Source organism: Kitasatospora sp. SUK 42 (assembly GCF_015776785.2).
Taxonomy (GTDB): Bacteria; Actinomycetota; Actinomycetes; order Streptomycetales; family Streptomycetaceae; genus Kitasatospora.
Genome location: NZ_LFMD02000003.1, coordinates 804848 through 820306 on the forward strand (window position 1 = coordinate 804848; position 15459 = coordinate 820306).

Here is a 15459-nt window from a genome sequence, read left to right on the forward strand (position 1 = left end):
ACGAGGAATTGACGATGAGTGCAGTGAACGCCGCACCCGCCCGGCCGGCGGCGCCCGGCGGCGTCGGCGAGCTGGCGAGCTGGCTGATCCCCGACTGGGAGCTGAAGCCGGATTCGATCGACGCGGTGGAGAAGCTCCCCTCCTTCGCGAGCAAGCTCCACGAGTGCGAGCGGGTCTGCCAGTCGCCGTACAGCGAGGTGTCGCACGAGATCCAGGACGCCCTGGTGCTGCGCCGCCTCCAGCAGATGGTCAACACGGTGCTGCTCAACCCGCTCTGGCGCAGCCGTCTGTCGGGCGCCGGGATCAGCGAGGCGCCGCAGACGTACGAGGAGTGGCAGCGGATCCCGCTGTCGGACAAGGACACCCAGCGCGACTTCTTCATGGACTCGCGCCCGGGCATGGTGGTGCCGCTGGAGCGCGGCGGGTTCGAGATCGTGGCCAGTGGCGGCACCAGCGGCGGGAAGCCCCTGGAGACGGTCTACTCGCTGCGGGAGCTGCGGGACACCTACGAGGTCGCCGGCCGGTTCATGGGCGCCTACCAACTGGACGGGTACCTGCGGAGCAGCGACCCCAAGTGGCTGTACACCACGCTCGCGGACTACCAGATGTGGAGCAGCGGCACCATGGTGGGCGGCGTGCTGGCCCAGGTGCCGGGCGTCAACTACATCGGCGCGGGCCCGGTCACCGCCCCGGTGCTGGAGCACATGTTCTCGTACCCGGGCCCGAAGGCGCTGATGGGGATCACCGCGGGCATCGCGATCCTCAGCGAGCTCGGCGCGGGCATGAGCCGGGAGGCCAAGGAGAGCTTCCGGGTGGCGCTGTACGGGAGCGGGGTGCTGCCGCAGCGCAAGCGGGCGGAGCTCAAGGCGATGTACCCGAACCTGGCGATCCTCAGCTACTTCGCCGCCACCCAGGCGGAGACCATCGGGCTGCAGCTGACGGAGGAGTCCCCCTACCTGGCGGCCGTTCCCGGGCTGCACCTGGTGGAGATCGTCGACTCCCAGGGCCGCTGGGTCGCCGAGGGCGAGGAGGGCGAGCTGGTCGTCACCCGGCTGCACGCGCACGAGGCGCCGCTGCTGCGGCTGAAGCTGGGCGACCGGATGATCCGCCGCCCGAGGCTGGACGGGCCGGGGCTCAAGGCCGGCCAGTTCGAGTTCGCCGGCCGCACCGGGGACATCCTGCACCTGAACGACAGCCAGTACTCGGCCCCGCGCGCCTACGAGGCCCTGCGGGAGGACCTGGACAAGGCCGTGGCGGTGGACCTGGACGTGGTGGCCCACGAGATCCAGTTCGTGAACCACCGCGAGGGCAAGACCATCACGCTGCTGGCCTCGGTCGACGACGCCGCGGGGCTGACGTACCGGCTGGACACCGCGCTCGGCCCGTACGGGGTCCAGCACGTCTTCGTGAACTCGCTGCCCCGCTCGCTCTCGCTGTTCAACCAGGGCGAGGCCAACCCCGCCTCGATCGAGAAGACCGGGTACCGGTTCCTGATCAAGTTCGTGCCCAGGGCGTCCGCGGAGATCGAGCGGACCTCGGTCGGCAAGGTGCCCCTGGTGCGCGACCGGGGCTAGGGCCCATTCGGCCCAGCAGAACCAGCAGGACGGCACAACTGCCGCTCCAGTACGTGGTTTTGAGGAATGGAGTGAGTATGAAACCGCAAGTGAACATCGCCGTCGTGGTGGATGTGATCGGCGCGCTCTCGGACAAGTCGCTGCAGAACGGCAACCTCTGCCTGATCGACGACGGGTCGTTCGACAGCAGGGGCCAGGGGACGCCGGAACTGGTCACCGTGGTGGTGCCCGGCCAGGTGGTCCAGTGGTCCGCCCTGGCGGTCGACCTGCAGACCCCCGTCGAGATCAGGAGCATCAGCTTCCTCCCGGCGGGCGGGGGCCCGGCCGCGCCCGAGTACGGCGTCGACCACGGCCCGGCGGGCGCTCCCGCTCTCGGCGACGGCACGGACGGCGGCCTGGGCGGCGCGGCGGAGGGCGCGGCCGGCGGCCTGGCCGGCGCGGCACCGGCCGGCCACCAGCTGGAGAGCGGACAGCTGGACCTCAACGTCTGGTCCGGCGTCGTGCCGCCGTACCTGACGCCCGGGGTGCCGTACCGGTACCGGCTGGAGCTCCAGATGTACGAGGGCGACCACAGCGTGCTGCACGTCGACTCGCCCGCGCTGATGTGCCTGTAGGCGGAACACCGACAAGGAGGGTGGGCACATGGCCCAACAACTGGCGATCATCGTGCTCGTGGACGTCGGCAACGCGCTGGAGTCCCGGACGCTGACCGGCAACACCTATCTGTTCGACAACATGAAGCTCCAGGGCTCCCTGAACCAGGGCACCGGCGAGCTGGTCACCGCGGTCAACGGCGCCTACTGGAGCGACGGTTCGCAGGCCGGCGAGCAGGTCCTCAACTGGCTGCCGTACAGCCTCGGTTCGATCCCGCCGACAGTGCCCCGCGGCTACCACGCCGCCCGGACGCGGCAGGCCGAGAAGGACGCGCTGGCGGAGCTGGCGGACCTGGCCGGCAAGCCCGGGGTGGCGGCGAACGGCGACACCGAGGCGGCGCTCGCCCGGATCCACAAGACCGTCGGCACCAAGGTCAGGACCACCTCGCGCACCCGCGCCCTCTCCGGGCACCGGGTCCTGGACGTCACGGGCAACATGGTCTCCGACCACGGCCAGGACACGCACAGCTACCCGGCCCCGGTGATCACCGACATCTTCGGCGACGCGGTGGACGAGAAGGTCATCTACCCGGCCGAGTACGGCTCCCCGGACCTGGTGACCGACGGCTGGTACTGGTCGGCGACGGTCGACACCTCCCGGCCCGGGACCTACAGCTACAAGATGCGGATCCAGCTCCACGAGCTGATCCAGCGGTCGGGCGAGTGGACCTGGGAGCCGGTCAACCTCACCTGCGAGTCGAAGCTCCGGATCACCGCGGACCCCAAGCGGAACGGCTTCACGGGCGCGGGCATGGGCTACCTGCCGATCGCCCCGGCCAACTTCGCCTGAGCCCCTGATCCAGTAACGACGAGGAGGAGTAGATGACCACCAAGCCACGGCAGAAGACGACGCCGAAGCGCCCGATCTCGATCACCGCGGTGGTGGACTGCGTGGGCATGCTGGCGGCCCAGAACACCCACGGCCACCTGTACCTGTACGACACCAACAAGACCGGCGGGTCCACCGGGTTCGGCACCGAGGAACTGAGGACCACCGTCAAGGCCGGCGACCAGCTGCTCTGGAACGTGCTGGCGCTCGAATGCGAGGCCTTCGTGGCCATCGACGGGATCGAGATCGACCACGAGGTGTGCGAGCCGGTCCGGAAGGTGTACCCCGGCACCGACGTCGCCTACTGGACCGGAACGGTGAAGAAGGACCAGGCGTCCCCGGTGCCGTACCGGATCAGGTTCCGACTGGGCACGCAGGTCGAGCCGATCACCACCACCCTGTCGCCCGTCCTGGTCGGCCGGGCGACCGGACAGCTCTGAGCAGCGGAGGAGGAACCTTGACAACCAGCATTCGCAGCACCGAGCCGGAGAAGCAGAACGCCGGGCAGCTGAACTCGGTACAGCTCAACATCGTCACGTTCGTGAACATGGAGCGGGCCACGGCGAACCGCTCGCTCAACGACGCGATGTACATGATCGACAACAGCGTCGGCGGCTCGGGCCAGGGCACCCGGCAGCTGGAGACGGTCTGCAAGCAGGGCCAGGTACTGAACTGGATCATCCGCCCGCTCGACATGGAGCGGCGGCTGGACGGCACCTGGCCGCCCATGCCCAAGATCAACAACATCGTGGTCCTCGACACCGAACTCGGTGACGAGGAGGACGTGGCCGAGCGAAAGCTCTTCACCGAGCTCAAGATCTACGGCATGCCCGACCGGATGCGCTCCCCCCTGACCCCGGTCTACTACTACTGGGCCGGCACCGTCCTGAGCACCGCCAAGCCCGGCCTGTACCGCTACCGGCTCGTCATCGAGCTGGAGCAGGAGGGCACCAAGGAGAAGCTCTACCTCAACACCACCGACCACCCCGCCCTGCGGGTGATCGAGGTCTGACCCCGGCCCCGACGCCGAAGGAGCCCGGTGTTCCCGACCACCACGGTCGGGAACACCGGGCTCCCTGTCGTGGGCGCGGACGGTTCCGAACCGCCGACATCTGCTTTGTAAGTTCGATCGGGTGGTGTCCGTAGCTGCGCACGCCCGTGATCGCGGCCCGGCAGCGATCCACCCGTGCGCTGGCAGGGCTGTCGGTGTCCGCGGCCGTTGATGTCGGAAGCTGATGTCGGGCCAGCGGGCCAACTCTGCGGCCCGGCCGTCCAGAGCCCAAAGAGACCGACACTGCGGCACCAGATCTGCGGGCAGAGTATGCGGACACGAGAGTCTGCCATCCAGAGAAAATCCGACAGGCAGCCAGCACCCACCACCCAAAGAACTTGTCGATGCACATTCAGGCTTACCTTGGAGTACAGACAAGTAGGCTTCTCGACAGTCGGCTTCGCTGGTGCATGCCCCAGCGATCTGCTCCACCCATAACCGCGTCCAGAGCAACTTGTCGAAACGTCACCCGCAGCATCCCCACTTACGCCATACTGCGCACATGAAATTCGATCTCTCCAGGCTGGGCCCGCGCGAGTTTGAGAACCTCTCTCAAGCGCTTGCCATCGCCGAGTTCGGTTCGACGCTTGCGATCTTCGGCCCCGGGCCCGATGGAGGGCGAGAAGCAACCTTCGAGGGTGAGTTAACGTTCGGCACAAACGGGCCGACATGGAGGGGCTATTCAGTACTTCAGGCTAAGTACTGCGAGACGCCGACGACGCCCAAGAAAGATGCCACATGGCTAATCAATCAGATCCGCGAGGAAATGAAGTCGTGGAAGCTATCTGTTCGACGCACAAGAAAACCAGACTATATTCTTTTTATCACCAATGTCGGCCTCTCTGGAGTTCCGCACACAGGAGGTCTTGATCGAGTAGCAAAAGAGCTTGACTCACAGTGCGCGGCAATGGGGATAAAGGGCTGGCACGTCTGGCACCTGGAAACAATCGGACGACTGCTTGATAAGCACTCGTCGATCCGCACAAGCTATGCGTCATGGGTCCTGCCCGGAGACATCCTATCGGAGCTTTACTCAAACCTCACCGGCCGAAAGAAAGAGGTAGGAAAAGCGCTGCAGCGCTATCTCGCCAAAGAGCTCCGTCGAGACCTCCACGTAAACCTCGACCAAGCAGGATCCGCTGACGACCTGCAAATTCCCCTAGCTGATGTGTTCATCGATCTTCCGATTGGTCCGCCGGGCGATCACTACTCCCGCGATACACAAGGAGTTCTCCGAACTCTAGTTTCTGTATGCGACAGGAAAGCGTCAAAGTCCGCTGGTAGCCCCTCTAAGGCTCGGCAGAGCCGCTTTGTGCTAGTAGGAGGTCCCGGGCAAGGAAAGAGCACGGCTAGCCAGTTTCTCTGCCAGCTGTTCAGGGCAAAGCTCACCGCAGAAACGCCGGCAGGACGTACTGCGGAGGTACAGAAAGCCATTGACGTCATCTCCGAACACGCGGGGCGAGAAGGGCTCGCGCCGCGTGCTCATCGATGGCCGGTGAAAATTCCTCTAACACACTTGGCAGATGATCTGGCACATGGGCGCTCCAAGTCAATTCTGCAGTTCATCGCATCCCGGGTGGCTGACGCGTCCGACGTAAACGTAAATGCGCAAGATCTCCGCGAATGGCTTGGCTCATTTCCGTGGCTGGTGCTGCTTGACGGACTTGACGAAGTGCCGATCTCTAGCAATAGGGATCAGGTCATGGCCGCCGTGGCCGAGTTCATGATGGATGTTGAAGAGCTAGCGGCAGACGTCGTGACCGTCGCTACTACCAGACCCCAGGGCTACACCGATGAGTTCTCTCCAGCCCACTATTCACATCTAGAGTTGAAGCCTCTGAATAGACAGCAAGCCCTGCATTACGGCAGGAAACTTGCTAAAGCCAGGCACAGCGCCCAGTCTGACCGCACAGAGCGCCTCATGAATCGCCTGAGTCAAGCCGCCGACGAAGCTTCAACAGCGAGGCTTATGTCGTCGCCGCTCCAAGTTACAATTATGGCCGTCCTTCTGGATCGAATGGGAAAGGCCCCGAAGGACAGGTATACGCTCTTCAAGGATTACTATCGAGTAATCTATGAACGCGAACTTGAAAAAGAAGGGCCGTCAACCAACCTCCTTCGAGACCATCGCGCTGACATCGACACAATTCATGCAGACGTGGGACTGCTACTTCAAACGCGTAGCGAGCGGTCCGGAGATACGGAATCTCGAATTGAGATGGGAGAATTTGGCACTATAATTCGGCGCCGCCTGGAGGGCGAAGGGCATTCAGGGGCCCAACTTGAAGCACTTGCCAATTCGATCAGCCTCGCGGCCACAGACCGCCTTGTGTTTCTCGTGCCGTCCCGCGCCGGCGAAGTAGGCTTTGAAATTCGGTCGCTTCAGGAGTTCTGGGCCGCAGATGCCTTGATGTCCGGAACCGACGATGATCTCCGGGCTCGGCTGCGCGCTATCTGCGCAAGCGCCCATTGGCGCAACGTTTTTCTGTTTGCCATAGGCCAACAGCTACATCGCACATGAGGATGCCCCAACTCGTCGCCTCCTTCTGGGATCTCGACTTTCCATTCATATCCTGACAGACGGAATGGTCAAGTCCCCTAAGCATGAGTCCGTCCTAGTCGATCTAGCACTTAGCCTAATGTCGCACCCTGCGGTCAAGGAGCTCGAAGAGCTGGCTCCGTCCCTTAGCGAGACCGGGCGAAATATCGCGCGAGAGTACGTCGACAGATGGGTGCATGAGGGGCGCAGAGTGACTGAAGCCCTCCTTGCGTTCCTAGCAACTCTTGCCGGCTTGGGAGACTCATGGGCTTCGCAACGTCTAGAAGCTCTATATACCTCGGGCGGCTCCGAGATTCGTAAAAAGTTCCTCGCACTCGGATTCGAGATGGGCTCCACCGAAATGCTTAGCATTTCTGCAAATCATCTTCTTGAAGTTCCGATCAGCGAAATTCGCCTTCTAATGGCCGGACGATGGAGGCGGGAGCTGACGCATAGCCTCTCTCTTCCCGGCGTCCCGGACTGGTTCTGCCGAATTACGACTGCTATCGAATCACACCGGGTAGTGGATGAACAGTCGCATCCGTCGGCCGACCTCGGGATTGTGCGTATTGGACTCCACGTCTCTCGAATCGGCGAGAACGAGATCTGGGATTCTATGGACGTGACCGGGATTCCGGCAGATCACTGGATTTCAAAAGTCCATCAGTTCTCTTCTAGTCCATCGACTGCATCATTGGCGGCTGCGGCAAGCGCCGTAGATGAAGCTGGAGCCAATTTGCGACTCGACTCCCCGCTTTTCCCATGGCCAGTCGCAGCAGCACTTCAGAGCCTTGACTCAGGCACAGTCACGCACGAGGACCTTTCGAAACCGTCGATCGTCGGAGATCTCCAGGCGTGGCGCAGTATTGAGGCATCCTGGACTGGGATCCTTGGCTTCAAGGAGCTTACCGGAGACTTGGCGGATAGCATCCAGGGAAGCCATTCATTCCTACCCTACGCAGCTGCTTCCGGGCGCTTCGTCGGGAACTGGTCCGATGAAAGCAGCTCGCAGTGGATATCCACTCCTTGCGACGCCATTTCCGAGTGCCGGAGTAATGTCAGCCGCGCCGGGCTTGCGCACCTCATCTTGACGGTGGCGGTTCACGGACGGAGGCATGATAAAGTTCCGAAGGAGGAGATTCAATACCTCAAAACACTAACCGAATATTCCCTAGCCCATGAAGGTTCTGCAGAACTGGGTTGGCTTAGCAGGCTGAAGTCCCTCGACGATGAGACTGTTCTCTGGCTCGACCATGTTGGCAAGAAAGCAGCCGGACGGATTTGGCTTTTCAGAGCGCCAGCCGCAGCATTCCGCGCCTGGGTGTCAGATTTCTCACTCACCGGACTTGGAGCGATTCTGTGTTCTGCGGACCTCTCCTCGCTGAACAGGACTGCGCAGGGGAAGGTTCGACGTGAATGGAAAGATGTTAGGGCTGGAATTATCAGCGACGCCCGGCGGTGCGCTTTGGCCAGCTTGGCAATCTCATCATTTGCGCCCTGCGCTGATATGGATGACTGGCGCGACCGTTTGTCTGCCCTTGCCGGTGGAGTAAGGGTCGGAGCATTTCAGCCCGATGAGGTGGTTGGGCAGATACATCTATCCCATGATCCTCTGCAGCAGAAACTGATCCTTGCGTTCCTCGATTCGCTGGACGGCGCCGACGGCCTAAAATACGACGTATGGGAAAGGGCGTATGAACGACTCGTCAGCGACCAGATCAGCGTTCTAACGAACATTGACTTCGCCAGCACCAGGGTTTGAGCGATACCTTGGAACCCATCTCGGGGTTGTCTGAATCTGCCACGACAGCCCTGAGATGGTTCGGCTCTAGGGCGAGACGATGCCCGAGCATGCCTCGAATCTTATCCATCCCACCGTTGCCGATTGCACCCTCCGGTCGACGGGTGGACGGAACCGTCCAGCCTCAGGTCGATTGTCGGGACAGGTGAATGACCCCCTCCGCCCTGACTCGAAAGCGCCCCCACGCCGCGTGAGCGGCGTGGGGGCGCTTCCACGTTCGCGTCGCCCTGACCTGCAGGTTCCCCATGATCGTTTGGGGGGATTTTAGGAGGAGAACCCGTGTAGTGAGACTGTGCCGAGACCGTCTGAGACTGCGGTAGCGACTGCGGCCCCGGTCGGGATCATGCTCCTGACCTGGGCCGCAGTGCGCGTTTCACCTGTTCACGGGGTGGGCGCGGACGGTTTCGAACCGCCGACATCTGCTTTGTAAGAGCAGCGCTCTACCACTGAGCTACGCGCCCCGGTCGTGGCCCTGTCGGGCGCACGACGAGTGCCTAGGGTACCTGGTCGCGCGGGGTGGTGTGACGCGGGTGGCCGGGGAGTGGCACGGGTGGGTGCCCTTGTGGCGGGGGCATCGGGGAGAATGGGCGCGGATCAGCGGGTCGGAGCAGGGAGCGCGCAGTGGCGGTGGCCGGCGGGAGCGGGCGGCGGGGGCGTCGGGGGCGGAGTGCGCTGGGCGACGCGCTGGTGTTGCCGGTGGTGCTGGCGGGCGCGCTGGGGGCGGTCGGGCTGGCGTCCGCCGGGAGCGGCGGTTGGTGGGGCCGGCGCGGCGGCGAGGGCGTGCGGGCGGAGGCGAAGGAGGCCCGGGCCGCGGCGCAGGAGGCGTTCTACGAGCTGGAGGAGACCCAGCGCGAGCTGCAGTTGGCGGTGGAGACCGTCCGCGCGGCCGAGGAGGACGCGACGGCGCGGCGCGCGCTGGCCGAGCTGCCGGCGATCTCCGGCCGGGTCGAGCAGGTCACCGTGAACTACCTCGGCGCCCTGGACGCCCACAACCTGGACAGCGAGACCCTGGACGCGGGCGCGGCCGCGCAGGCCAAGCGCCTGCTGGAGGACGTGCGGGGCCAGCTGGGCTCCGCCCGCGCCGAGCTGACCGACTTCCTGCGCCGCCTGCAGCCCACCCTGCAGCACGCCGAGCAGCAGTTGATGCGGGTCACCCCGGCCGTCGAGCAGGCCAAGCGCGCGCTGTTGCAGGCCACCACCACGCTGGACGAGGTGCGCGGCGCCGGTCTGCGGGCCGACGACCTGGCGGCCCGGCTGGCCGAGTTGGCGCCCGAGCTGGGGCGGCTGAACGAGGGCCCCGCCCGGCACGGCGTGGCCGCCACCCTGCAGCGCGCCGACTCGGTGCGCCAGCGCGCCGAGGCGATCACCGCGGACGCCGCCCAGCTGCCCGAGCGGGCCCGGGAGCTGGACCGGCGGGTGTCCAGCCTGCGGACCCGCATCCAGGCGCTGGAGACCAAGGCCGCGACGGTCGAGCCCGCGCTGAGCGAGCTGCGCCGCCGGTTCAGCGCCGCCTGCTGGCAGGACCTCCAGCGGGTGCCCGAGCAGGTCGCCGAGGCCGGCCGCGCCGCCGAGCGCAGGCTGGCCGAGGCCGCCCGGGCCCGGGACGAGCAGCGCTGGGCGGACGCCACGGCCGCGATCGGTACGGTCCGCGCCCTGCTGGAGACCGCGGACGGCTCGGTGCTCGCGGTGAACGAGCGGCTGCGGCAGCTGAACGAGGTGCAGCACGACCCCAACCGGGAGGTCGAGCGCGCCCGCTTCGCCGTACGGGACGCGCAGCGCCTGGCGATGGCGGGCCGCAGCGCGCCGGACCCGCGGCACGCCGCCCCGCTGGACGAGGCGGTGGCCCGGCTGGACCGCGCGGTGGCCACCCTCCAGGCGGCCGGCCGGCACCCCGACTACTGGTACTTCCTGACCGAGCTGGCGGCGGTGCGGGAGGCGGCGGCGCAGGTGATCGGCATGATCCGCGGCGATCTCGGCCACCAGCGGTAGCACTCCTCGGTACGCTGCCGCCATGCCACGTTACGACTTCCGCTGCCGCTCCTGCGGCGCCACCTTCGAGCTCCGCCGTCCGATGGCGCAGGCCAGCGATCCCGCTGTCTGCCCGCAGGGCCACCAGGACACCGTGAAGCTGCTGTCCACCGTCGCCGTCACCGGCACCGCCGGAGCCGGATCCGGAGCCCCGCAGCAGGCCGGAGGCGGCGGTTGCTGCGGCGGCGGCTGCTGCGGCTGACCGGCGACTGCTGCGGCTAGCCGGCAGCCGCCAGGAACCGACGGACGATCTCCTCCCCCGCCGCCACCCCCGTCTCCGCCAGGGCGGTGACGCCGGGGGCCGTCCACCCGCTGTCGGCCAGTTCGCCGTGCCCCGGCCGCCAGGCGGCGTCCGCCGCGAGCAGCAGGTCGGCGTCCAGCAGCGAGTCGCCCGCCGCCAGTACCGTCGTCGCACCGCTGCGCCGGACGACTTCGGCGAGCGCGGCGCTCTTGCTGAGCGGCTCCGGCACGGCGTACACCTTGCGGCCCTGGAGCGAGACCCGCCAGCCGCGCTCGGCGCACCAGCCGGTCAGCTCCGCCAGCCAGCCGCCCGGCAGCCGGTCGCGCTCGACCACCAGGTAGGCGAACGACTCGTCGGCGACGCGCCGCTTGCGCGTCCACTCCGGGTCGGCGCACAGCGCGAGCTGCCGGACGACCTCCGCCAGCGGCGCCGAGCCGGCCGCGAGCCGCGCGGTGATCTCGCGGCGCCAGTCGTGGTCCGGCACGCCGTCCACCAGCAGTTGCCCGCCGTTCGCGCAGATCGCGTGACCGGGTGTCGGGCCGGGCAGGTTGACCCGCCGGTACTGCTCGACGGTCCGGGTGGTGGCGGGGACGAAGCGGGCCCGGCGGGCGAGTTCGGCGAGCAGGCCGGCGGCCCGCTCGGTGAGGAAGGACAGCGGCCGCCCGTCCAGCACCTCGACGCAGAGCAGCCTCGGCGCGAGCGGGTCGGGGCCGTCCAGGGCCAGTGCCCGCTCGGAGTAGATGAGCGTGCGGTCGAGGTCACTGGCCACCAGCACATCCGGCCCGAGCTCCCCCGCCACCGACGCCCCCTCCACCGACGCCCCCGCCACCGGCACGCCCGCCATCAGGACTCCCCCGCCGGCACGGCCCGGCCGCTGGCCCCGGTCGCGCCCCGGCTGTAGCGGGGGTGGATCAGGCCCACGCAGGTGTACGGCAGCCCGTCCACCTCCTCCACCGGGACGCCGCGCTGGGCCGCGAGCAGCCGGACGTGGTCGAGGTCGGCACCGGCACCGCGTCGGGCCAGCACCCGCCAGGGGACGCGGCGCAGCAGCACCCGGGTGGTCTCGCCGACGCCGGGCTTCACCAGGTTGACGTTGTCGATCCCGTACTCGGCGCTGATCCGTTCGACGGCGGCCCGACCGGCCCAGTCGGGCGCCCGGTCCGGGTCGGCGGCCAGCCGGTCGGCGGCCTCAACGGCGAGGGCGCGGACCGGGGCGAAGTGCTCGGCCACGGTGTCCAGGAAGGCCGCCGACACGTCGCCGCCGGCGAGTTCCGCGTAGTACTTGGCGCCGTGGAAGTCCCCGGGCCCGATCAGCCCGGCCCGCAGCACGGTGCGCGAAACCAGCCCGGACACCGTGGAGTTGAGGCAGGCGGACGGGATCAGGAAGTCGTCCCGGGTGCCGTACGTGCGCACGCAGCGGCCCGGGTCGGCGAGCACCGCGAGGTCCGGGTCGAAGCCGGTGCCGGCCAGGGCGTCGGCGAGTTCGCGGGTGATCGCGCCCTTGCCGGTCCAGCCGTCCACGAACACCACGTCGGCGGCCCGGTGGTGGGCCTCCAGGTAGCGCAGGGCGACCGGGTCGATGCCCCGGCCGCGGACGATCGACACCGCGTAGTGCGGGACGTCCAGGCCGTGGGCGAAGGCCAGCCAGCGGCGGACCAGGATGCCGACCGGCGTCCCGGCCCGGGCCAGCGAGGCGAGCACCAGCCCGGGGCCGCGCTCGCGCAGCAGCGTCTCGGCGACGGTGCCGACGGCGAGCGCGATCCGGTCGGCGGAGCCGCGCAGTGCCTGGTGGAACAGCTCCTGGTAATCGGGGCTGGGCTGGTACTCGACCGGCAGCGACTCGGCGTAGTGCGCGCCGCCGTTCTGGACGGCCTCCTCGCGCTCCTCGGTGGGGGCTTCGAGCCGGACCCCGGAGAGGTCCTTGAGCAGCCAGGCCACCTCCTCGGGCCGGTACGAGGAGAACGCCGGGCCGTACAGCGGGGCGGGCAGCGCCGGTCGACGGACGGGCGGCACCGGTCGACGGGCGGTCGGCACCGGCCGGTGGGAGGGCAGCACCGCGAGCACCACCCGGTCGGTGACCCGCCGCAGCTGGTTCAGCAGCGCGTGCTCGCCCCGGTGCAGGGCCGGGGTGTCGGCGACGTCGTCCACCACCAGCACCACGGCGTCGAAGCGCCGGGCAGGGTCGGCGCCGGGCGCGACGTTGTAGGCGTAGCGCTCGCGCGAGCCGTCGTCCCGCGGGTCGTCGTGGGCGGGGAAGGCCAGCCGGGTGCGGATGGCGTAGCCGGGGTCGTCCACGGCGAGGACGGGCGAGCGGGTGGTGGTGGAGTAGTGCACCCGACCGTCGCCGAGCCGCTCGGCGAGCGCCCCGGCCAGGCGGAGCGGCGCGTACATCAGTTCCTCGCAGCCGAGCACCAGCACCCGTTCCGGCAGCGACTCCGACGCCCGCTCCGGCACCCGCTCCGGAATCCGCGCCGCCGTCCCGCACAGCGCCTCGGCCAACTGCCCGGCCAGGGAGGGCAGTACGACGTCGAGCCGGGCGCGGTCGCGGGCGGTGAACCCGTGCCGACCGCCGTCCGGCAGCCCGGCGGGCCAGTCCAGCTCGACCCGGACCAGCGGCGCGGGCGCTCCCTCCGGGGGGAGCGCGGCCGGTGGCGCCGAGGCGATCAGCCGCTCGGCCCGCTCGACGACGTCCCCGGGCAGTTCGACGGCGCCGCTCGCGGTGGCCACCACGTCCAGCCGGACGCCGAGTCCGGCGGCGGCCTCGGCGAGCCGGTGCCGGTCGGCGGGTGCCCGCAGGTCGACGAGGGCGACGACCACGTAGTGGCCGCGCGGGTGGCGGGCGTGCAGGTCGCGGATGGTGTTGAGGACGGTGCGGCCGGTCGAGAGTTCGTCGTCCACCAGCACCAACGGCCCGTCCCCGGCGAGGAGTTCGGGGTCTGCGGGGAGCAGCAGGTGGGAGGTGGCGTGCGAGTGTTCCTCCTCGAAGCCGCCGAGCGGGGTCACCCCGGGGACGGGCCGGCGGGTGGAGTGCAGGTACGGGGCGTCGAGGCCGTCGGCGACGCTGTGGCCGAGGCCGGTGGCCGTCTCCGCGTAGCCGAGCACGACGGCCCGCGCGGCCGCCCCGTCGCCGAGCAGTTCCCTCACCCGGCGGCCGAGTTCGAGCCCGGCGCCGTGCACCACGGCGGGCCGCTGCGGGACGTGCTTGCCGAGCACGCTGGAGACCAGCAGGTGGGCACGCCGGGGGTTGCCGGAGCGCAGCGCCAGGCCGACGAGTTCGGGCAGGCGCTCCGACCCGGTCAGTGCTATCCCGGCCCGGTCGGCGACCCAGCGCCCGGTCCACGTCTGTCGTGCTGCGGCTGCGGCTGTCGCTGTCGTCACTACTGGTCCCGCCTTCGATGGTGCTCGTCGGATCACGTGCTCGGTTCTCAGCCGCACAGCTCGGCTCTCAGCGCTCTCGGCGTGCTCGGCCGCACAGCCCGGTTCTCAGCCGCACAGGCAGGCCGACAGCAGCTCGGCGAAGCTCACGTCCTCCCGGGCCACGCCGAACACCTCCGCCCGCAGCAGCACCCGCTCCGCCCAGGCGCGGTGCGGCCGGGCCTCGTTCATCTTGTTGGTGTACGCCGAGCGCAGTACCCCGCCGCCGTCCTGCTCCTGCCGGAGGATGTCGCGGGCGTCGCAGTACTCCTCGTGCGTGACCACCGAGAGGGCGTGCACGGCGGGTACGTGGCTGGGGTGGATGCAGGTCTTGCCCAGCAGCCCGTTGGCCCGGTCGAGTTCGACCTCGCGGATCAGCCCGTCCAGGTCGTGTTCGATGATCCGGCGGCGGACCTCCTCGCCGGAGGCCCGGGCCGTCCCGGCGGTCGCGGCGAACGGGGTGCGGCGCAGCTGCGGCTTGAACATCCGCTCCTGCACCGGGAAGTACTCCCAGACCGGCCCGGTGACGGTGTACCCGGTGCCGTCCGCCCGGCCGAGCACGTTGACCACGTCCCCGATCACCGCCGCGACCAGCGCCACGTCGTACGCGGTGAGGTCGGGCGAGCGCCGCAGCCCGTACGCGGAGCACAGGTCGGTGACCCCGAGCCGGACGGCGAGCACCCGCTCGCGGTGCCCGTCGAGCAGTTCGGCGATACCGAAGAGCTGCTCACGTCTGGTCTCCAGGTGGGCGAGTTCGGGCGATTCCAGGACGGGCATGGCGAACAGCCGCCGCCCGGTCGCGGCCTCGGCGGCGGTGAGTGCGGCCAGGTAGGCGCCGCCGCTCTCCGGGGTGAACTTGGGCAGGACGAAGCCGCTGAGCAGCGCTCCGGCCGGGCCCAGCCGCTCGGCCAGGTCAAGGATCTGGGAGGCGCTGCGGACTCTGATGAAGAGAAGCGGGTGATCCTGTGTACAGTCGGTGAAATCGTTGCCCAGGTCAGCCAACTGCTCGACCAGGTTCCGCTCGCCCGCGTCCACCTCGTGGTCGGCGATCGCGTCCTCCAGGCAGAGCACCATCGAGACCACGCCCCGACCGGCCTGTTTGCGGATGTCGGCGGCCAGTGCGGGCCTGGTGGCGGGGCTGTAGAGGGTACCGCCGAGCGCGGTGGCGAGCACCGCGGGCTCGCTCCGCGCGGTGAACGTCCGCGGCTGCTCCAGGAAGAGCCGGGCGCGGACGTCGTCGGGGAGGTGGCCGAAATGGCGCAAGGTGCTCTCCTCGGGGGTGGACGGCCTCCGGCCCGCGGTTTCTCCTGGACGCACCATCGGCGGACT

General features: G+C 68.4%; 12 protein-coding genes and 1 tRNA gene. 9 read left to right on the forward strand and 4 right to left on the reverse strand.

The features are described from left to right. Window positions 1–14: 14 nt before the first annotated feature. The 7 genes from RZ50_RS13290 (at window position 15) to RZ50_RS13320 (ending at window position 8408) form a co-directional block, all read left to right on the forward strand. A complete protein-coding gene (locus tag RZ50_RS13290) occupies window positions 15–1574 on the forward strand; it encodes a hypothetical protein (RefSeq protein WP_196952594.1) in 1560 nt (519 codons plus the stop codon). A gap of 77 nt (window positions 1575–1651) precedes the next feature. Further along, window positions 1652–2188, forward strand: a complete 537-nt coding sequence (locus tag RZ50_RS13295; protein WP_196952595.1) for a hypothetical protein — start codon at window positions 1652–1654, stop codon at window positions 2186–2188. Window positions 2189–2216: 28 nt separating this feature from the next. Beyond that, window positions 2217–3017, forward strand: coding sequence for a hypothetical protein (locus RZ50_RS13300; RefSeq protein WP_196952596.1), 801 nt, complete (start codon window positions 2217–2219; stop codon window positions 3015–3017). A gap of 32 nt (window positions 3018–3049) precedes the next feature. After that, window positions 3050–3496: a hypothetical protein gene (locus RZ50_RS13305; protein ID WP_196952597.1), complete on the forward strand. Its 447-nt coding sequence runs from the start codon at window positions 3050–3052 to the stop codon at window positions 3494–3496. 17 nt (window positions 3497–3513) lie between these two features. Next, entirely contained in the window at window positions 3514–4068 is a 555-nt protein-coding gene (locus RZ50_RS13310; protein ID WP_196952598.1) for a hypothetical protein, read from the forward strand. A gap of 541 nt (window positions 4069–4609) precedes the next feature. Next, window positions 4610–6628 carry an NACHT domain-containing NTPase gene (locus tag RZ50_RS13315; protein ID WP_196952599.1) on the forward strand — a complete coding sequence of 673 codons (2019 nt, stop codon included), beginning with the start codon at window positions 4610–4612 and terminating at the stop codon, window positions 6626–6628. 229 nt (window positions 6629–6857) lie between these two features. After that, entirely contained in the window at window positions 6858–8408 is a 1551-nt protein-coding gene (locus RZ50_RS13320; RefSeq protein ID WP_196952600.1) for a hypothetical protein, read from the forward strand. A 428-nt stretch (window positions 8409–8836) separates the two neighbouring features. Here RZ50_RS13320 and RZ50_RS13325 read toward each other — a convergent pair. Beyond that, window positions 8837–8908 (reverse strand) — tRNA-Val (locus RZ50_RS13325). 160 nt (window positions 8909–9068) lie between these two features. Between RZ50_RS13325 and RZ50_RS13330 the strand changes: the two genes are divergently transcribed. Further along, complete coding sequence (locus RZ50_RS13330; protein WP_308271622.1) at window positions 9069–10436, forward strand: hypothetical protein; 1368 nt, start codon at window positions 9069–9071, stop codon at window positions 10434–10436. A gap of 22 nt (window positions 10437–10458) precedes the next feature. Next, window positions 10459–10677, forward strand: coding sequence for a zinc ribbon domain-containing protein (locus RZ50_RS13335; RefSeq protein WP_196952601.1), 219 nt, complete (start codon window positions 10459–10461; stop codon window positions 10675–10677). Window positions 10678–10693: 16 nt separating this feature from the next. On the opposite strand, the gene RZ50_RS13340 is transcribed toward RZ50_RS13335, so the two are convergent. From RZ50_RS13340 to RZ50_RS13350, 3 genes are all read right to left on the reverse strand, one after another. Then, on the reverse strand, window positions 10694–11560 hold the full coding sequence (locus RZ50_RS13340) for an HAD family hydrolase (RefSeq protein WP_254802474.1): 867 nt from the start codon (window positions 11558–11560) through the stop codon (window positions 10694–10696). After that, window positions 11560–14094, reverse strand: coding sequence for a phosphoribosyltransferase (locus RZ50_RS13345; protein ID WP_196952602.1), 2535 nt, complete (start codon window positions 14092–14094; stop codon window positions 11560–11562). Before RZ50_RS13345 ends, RZ50_RS13340 begins: the two co-directional genes overlap by 1 nt. A gap of 105 nt (window positions 14095–14199) precedes the next feature. Beyond that, window positions 14200–15393: an HpcH/HpaI aldolase/citrate lyase family protein gene (locus RZ50_RS13350; protein WP_196952603.1), complete on the reverse strand. Its 1194-nt coding sequence runs from the start codon at window positions 15391–15393 to the stop codon at window positions 14200–14202. Window positions 15394–15459: the final 66 nt, after the last annotated feature.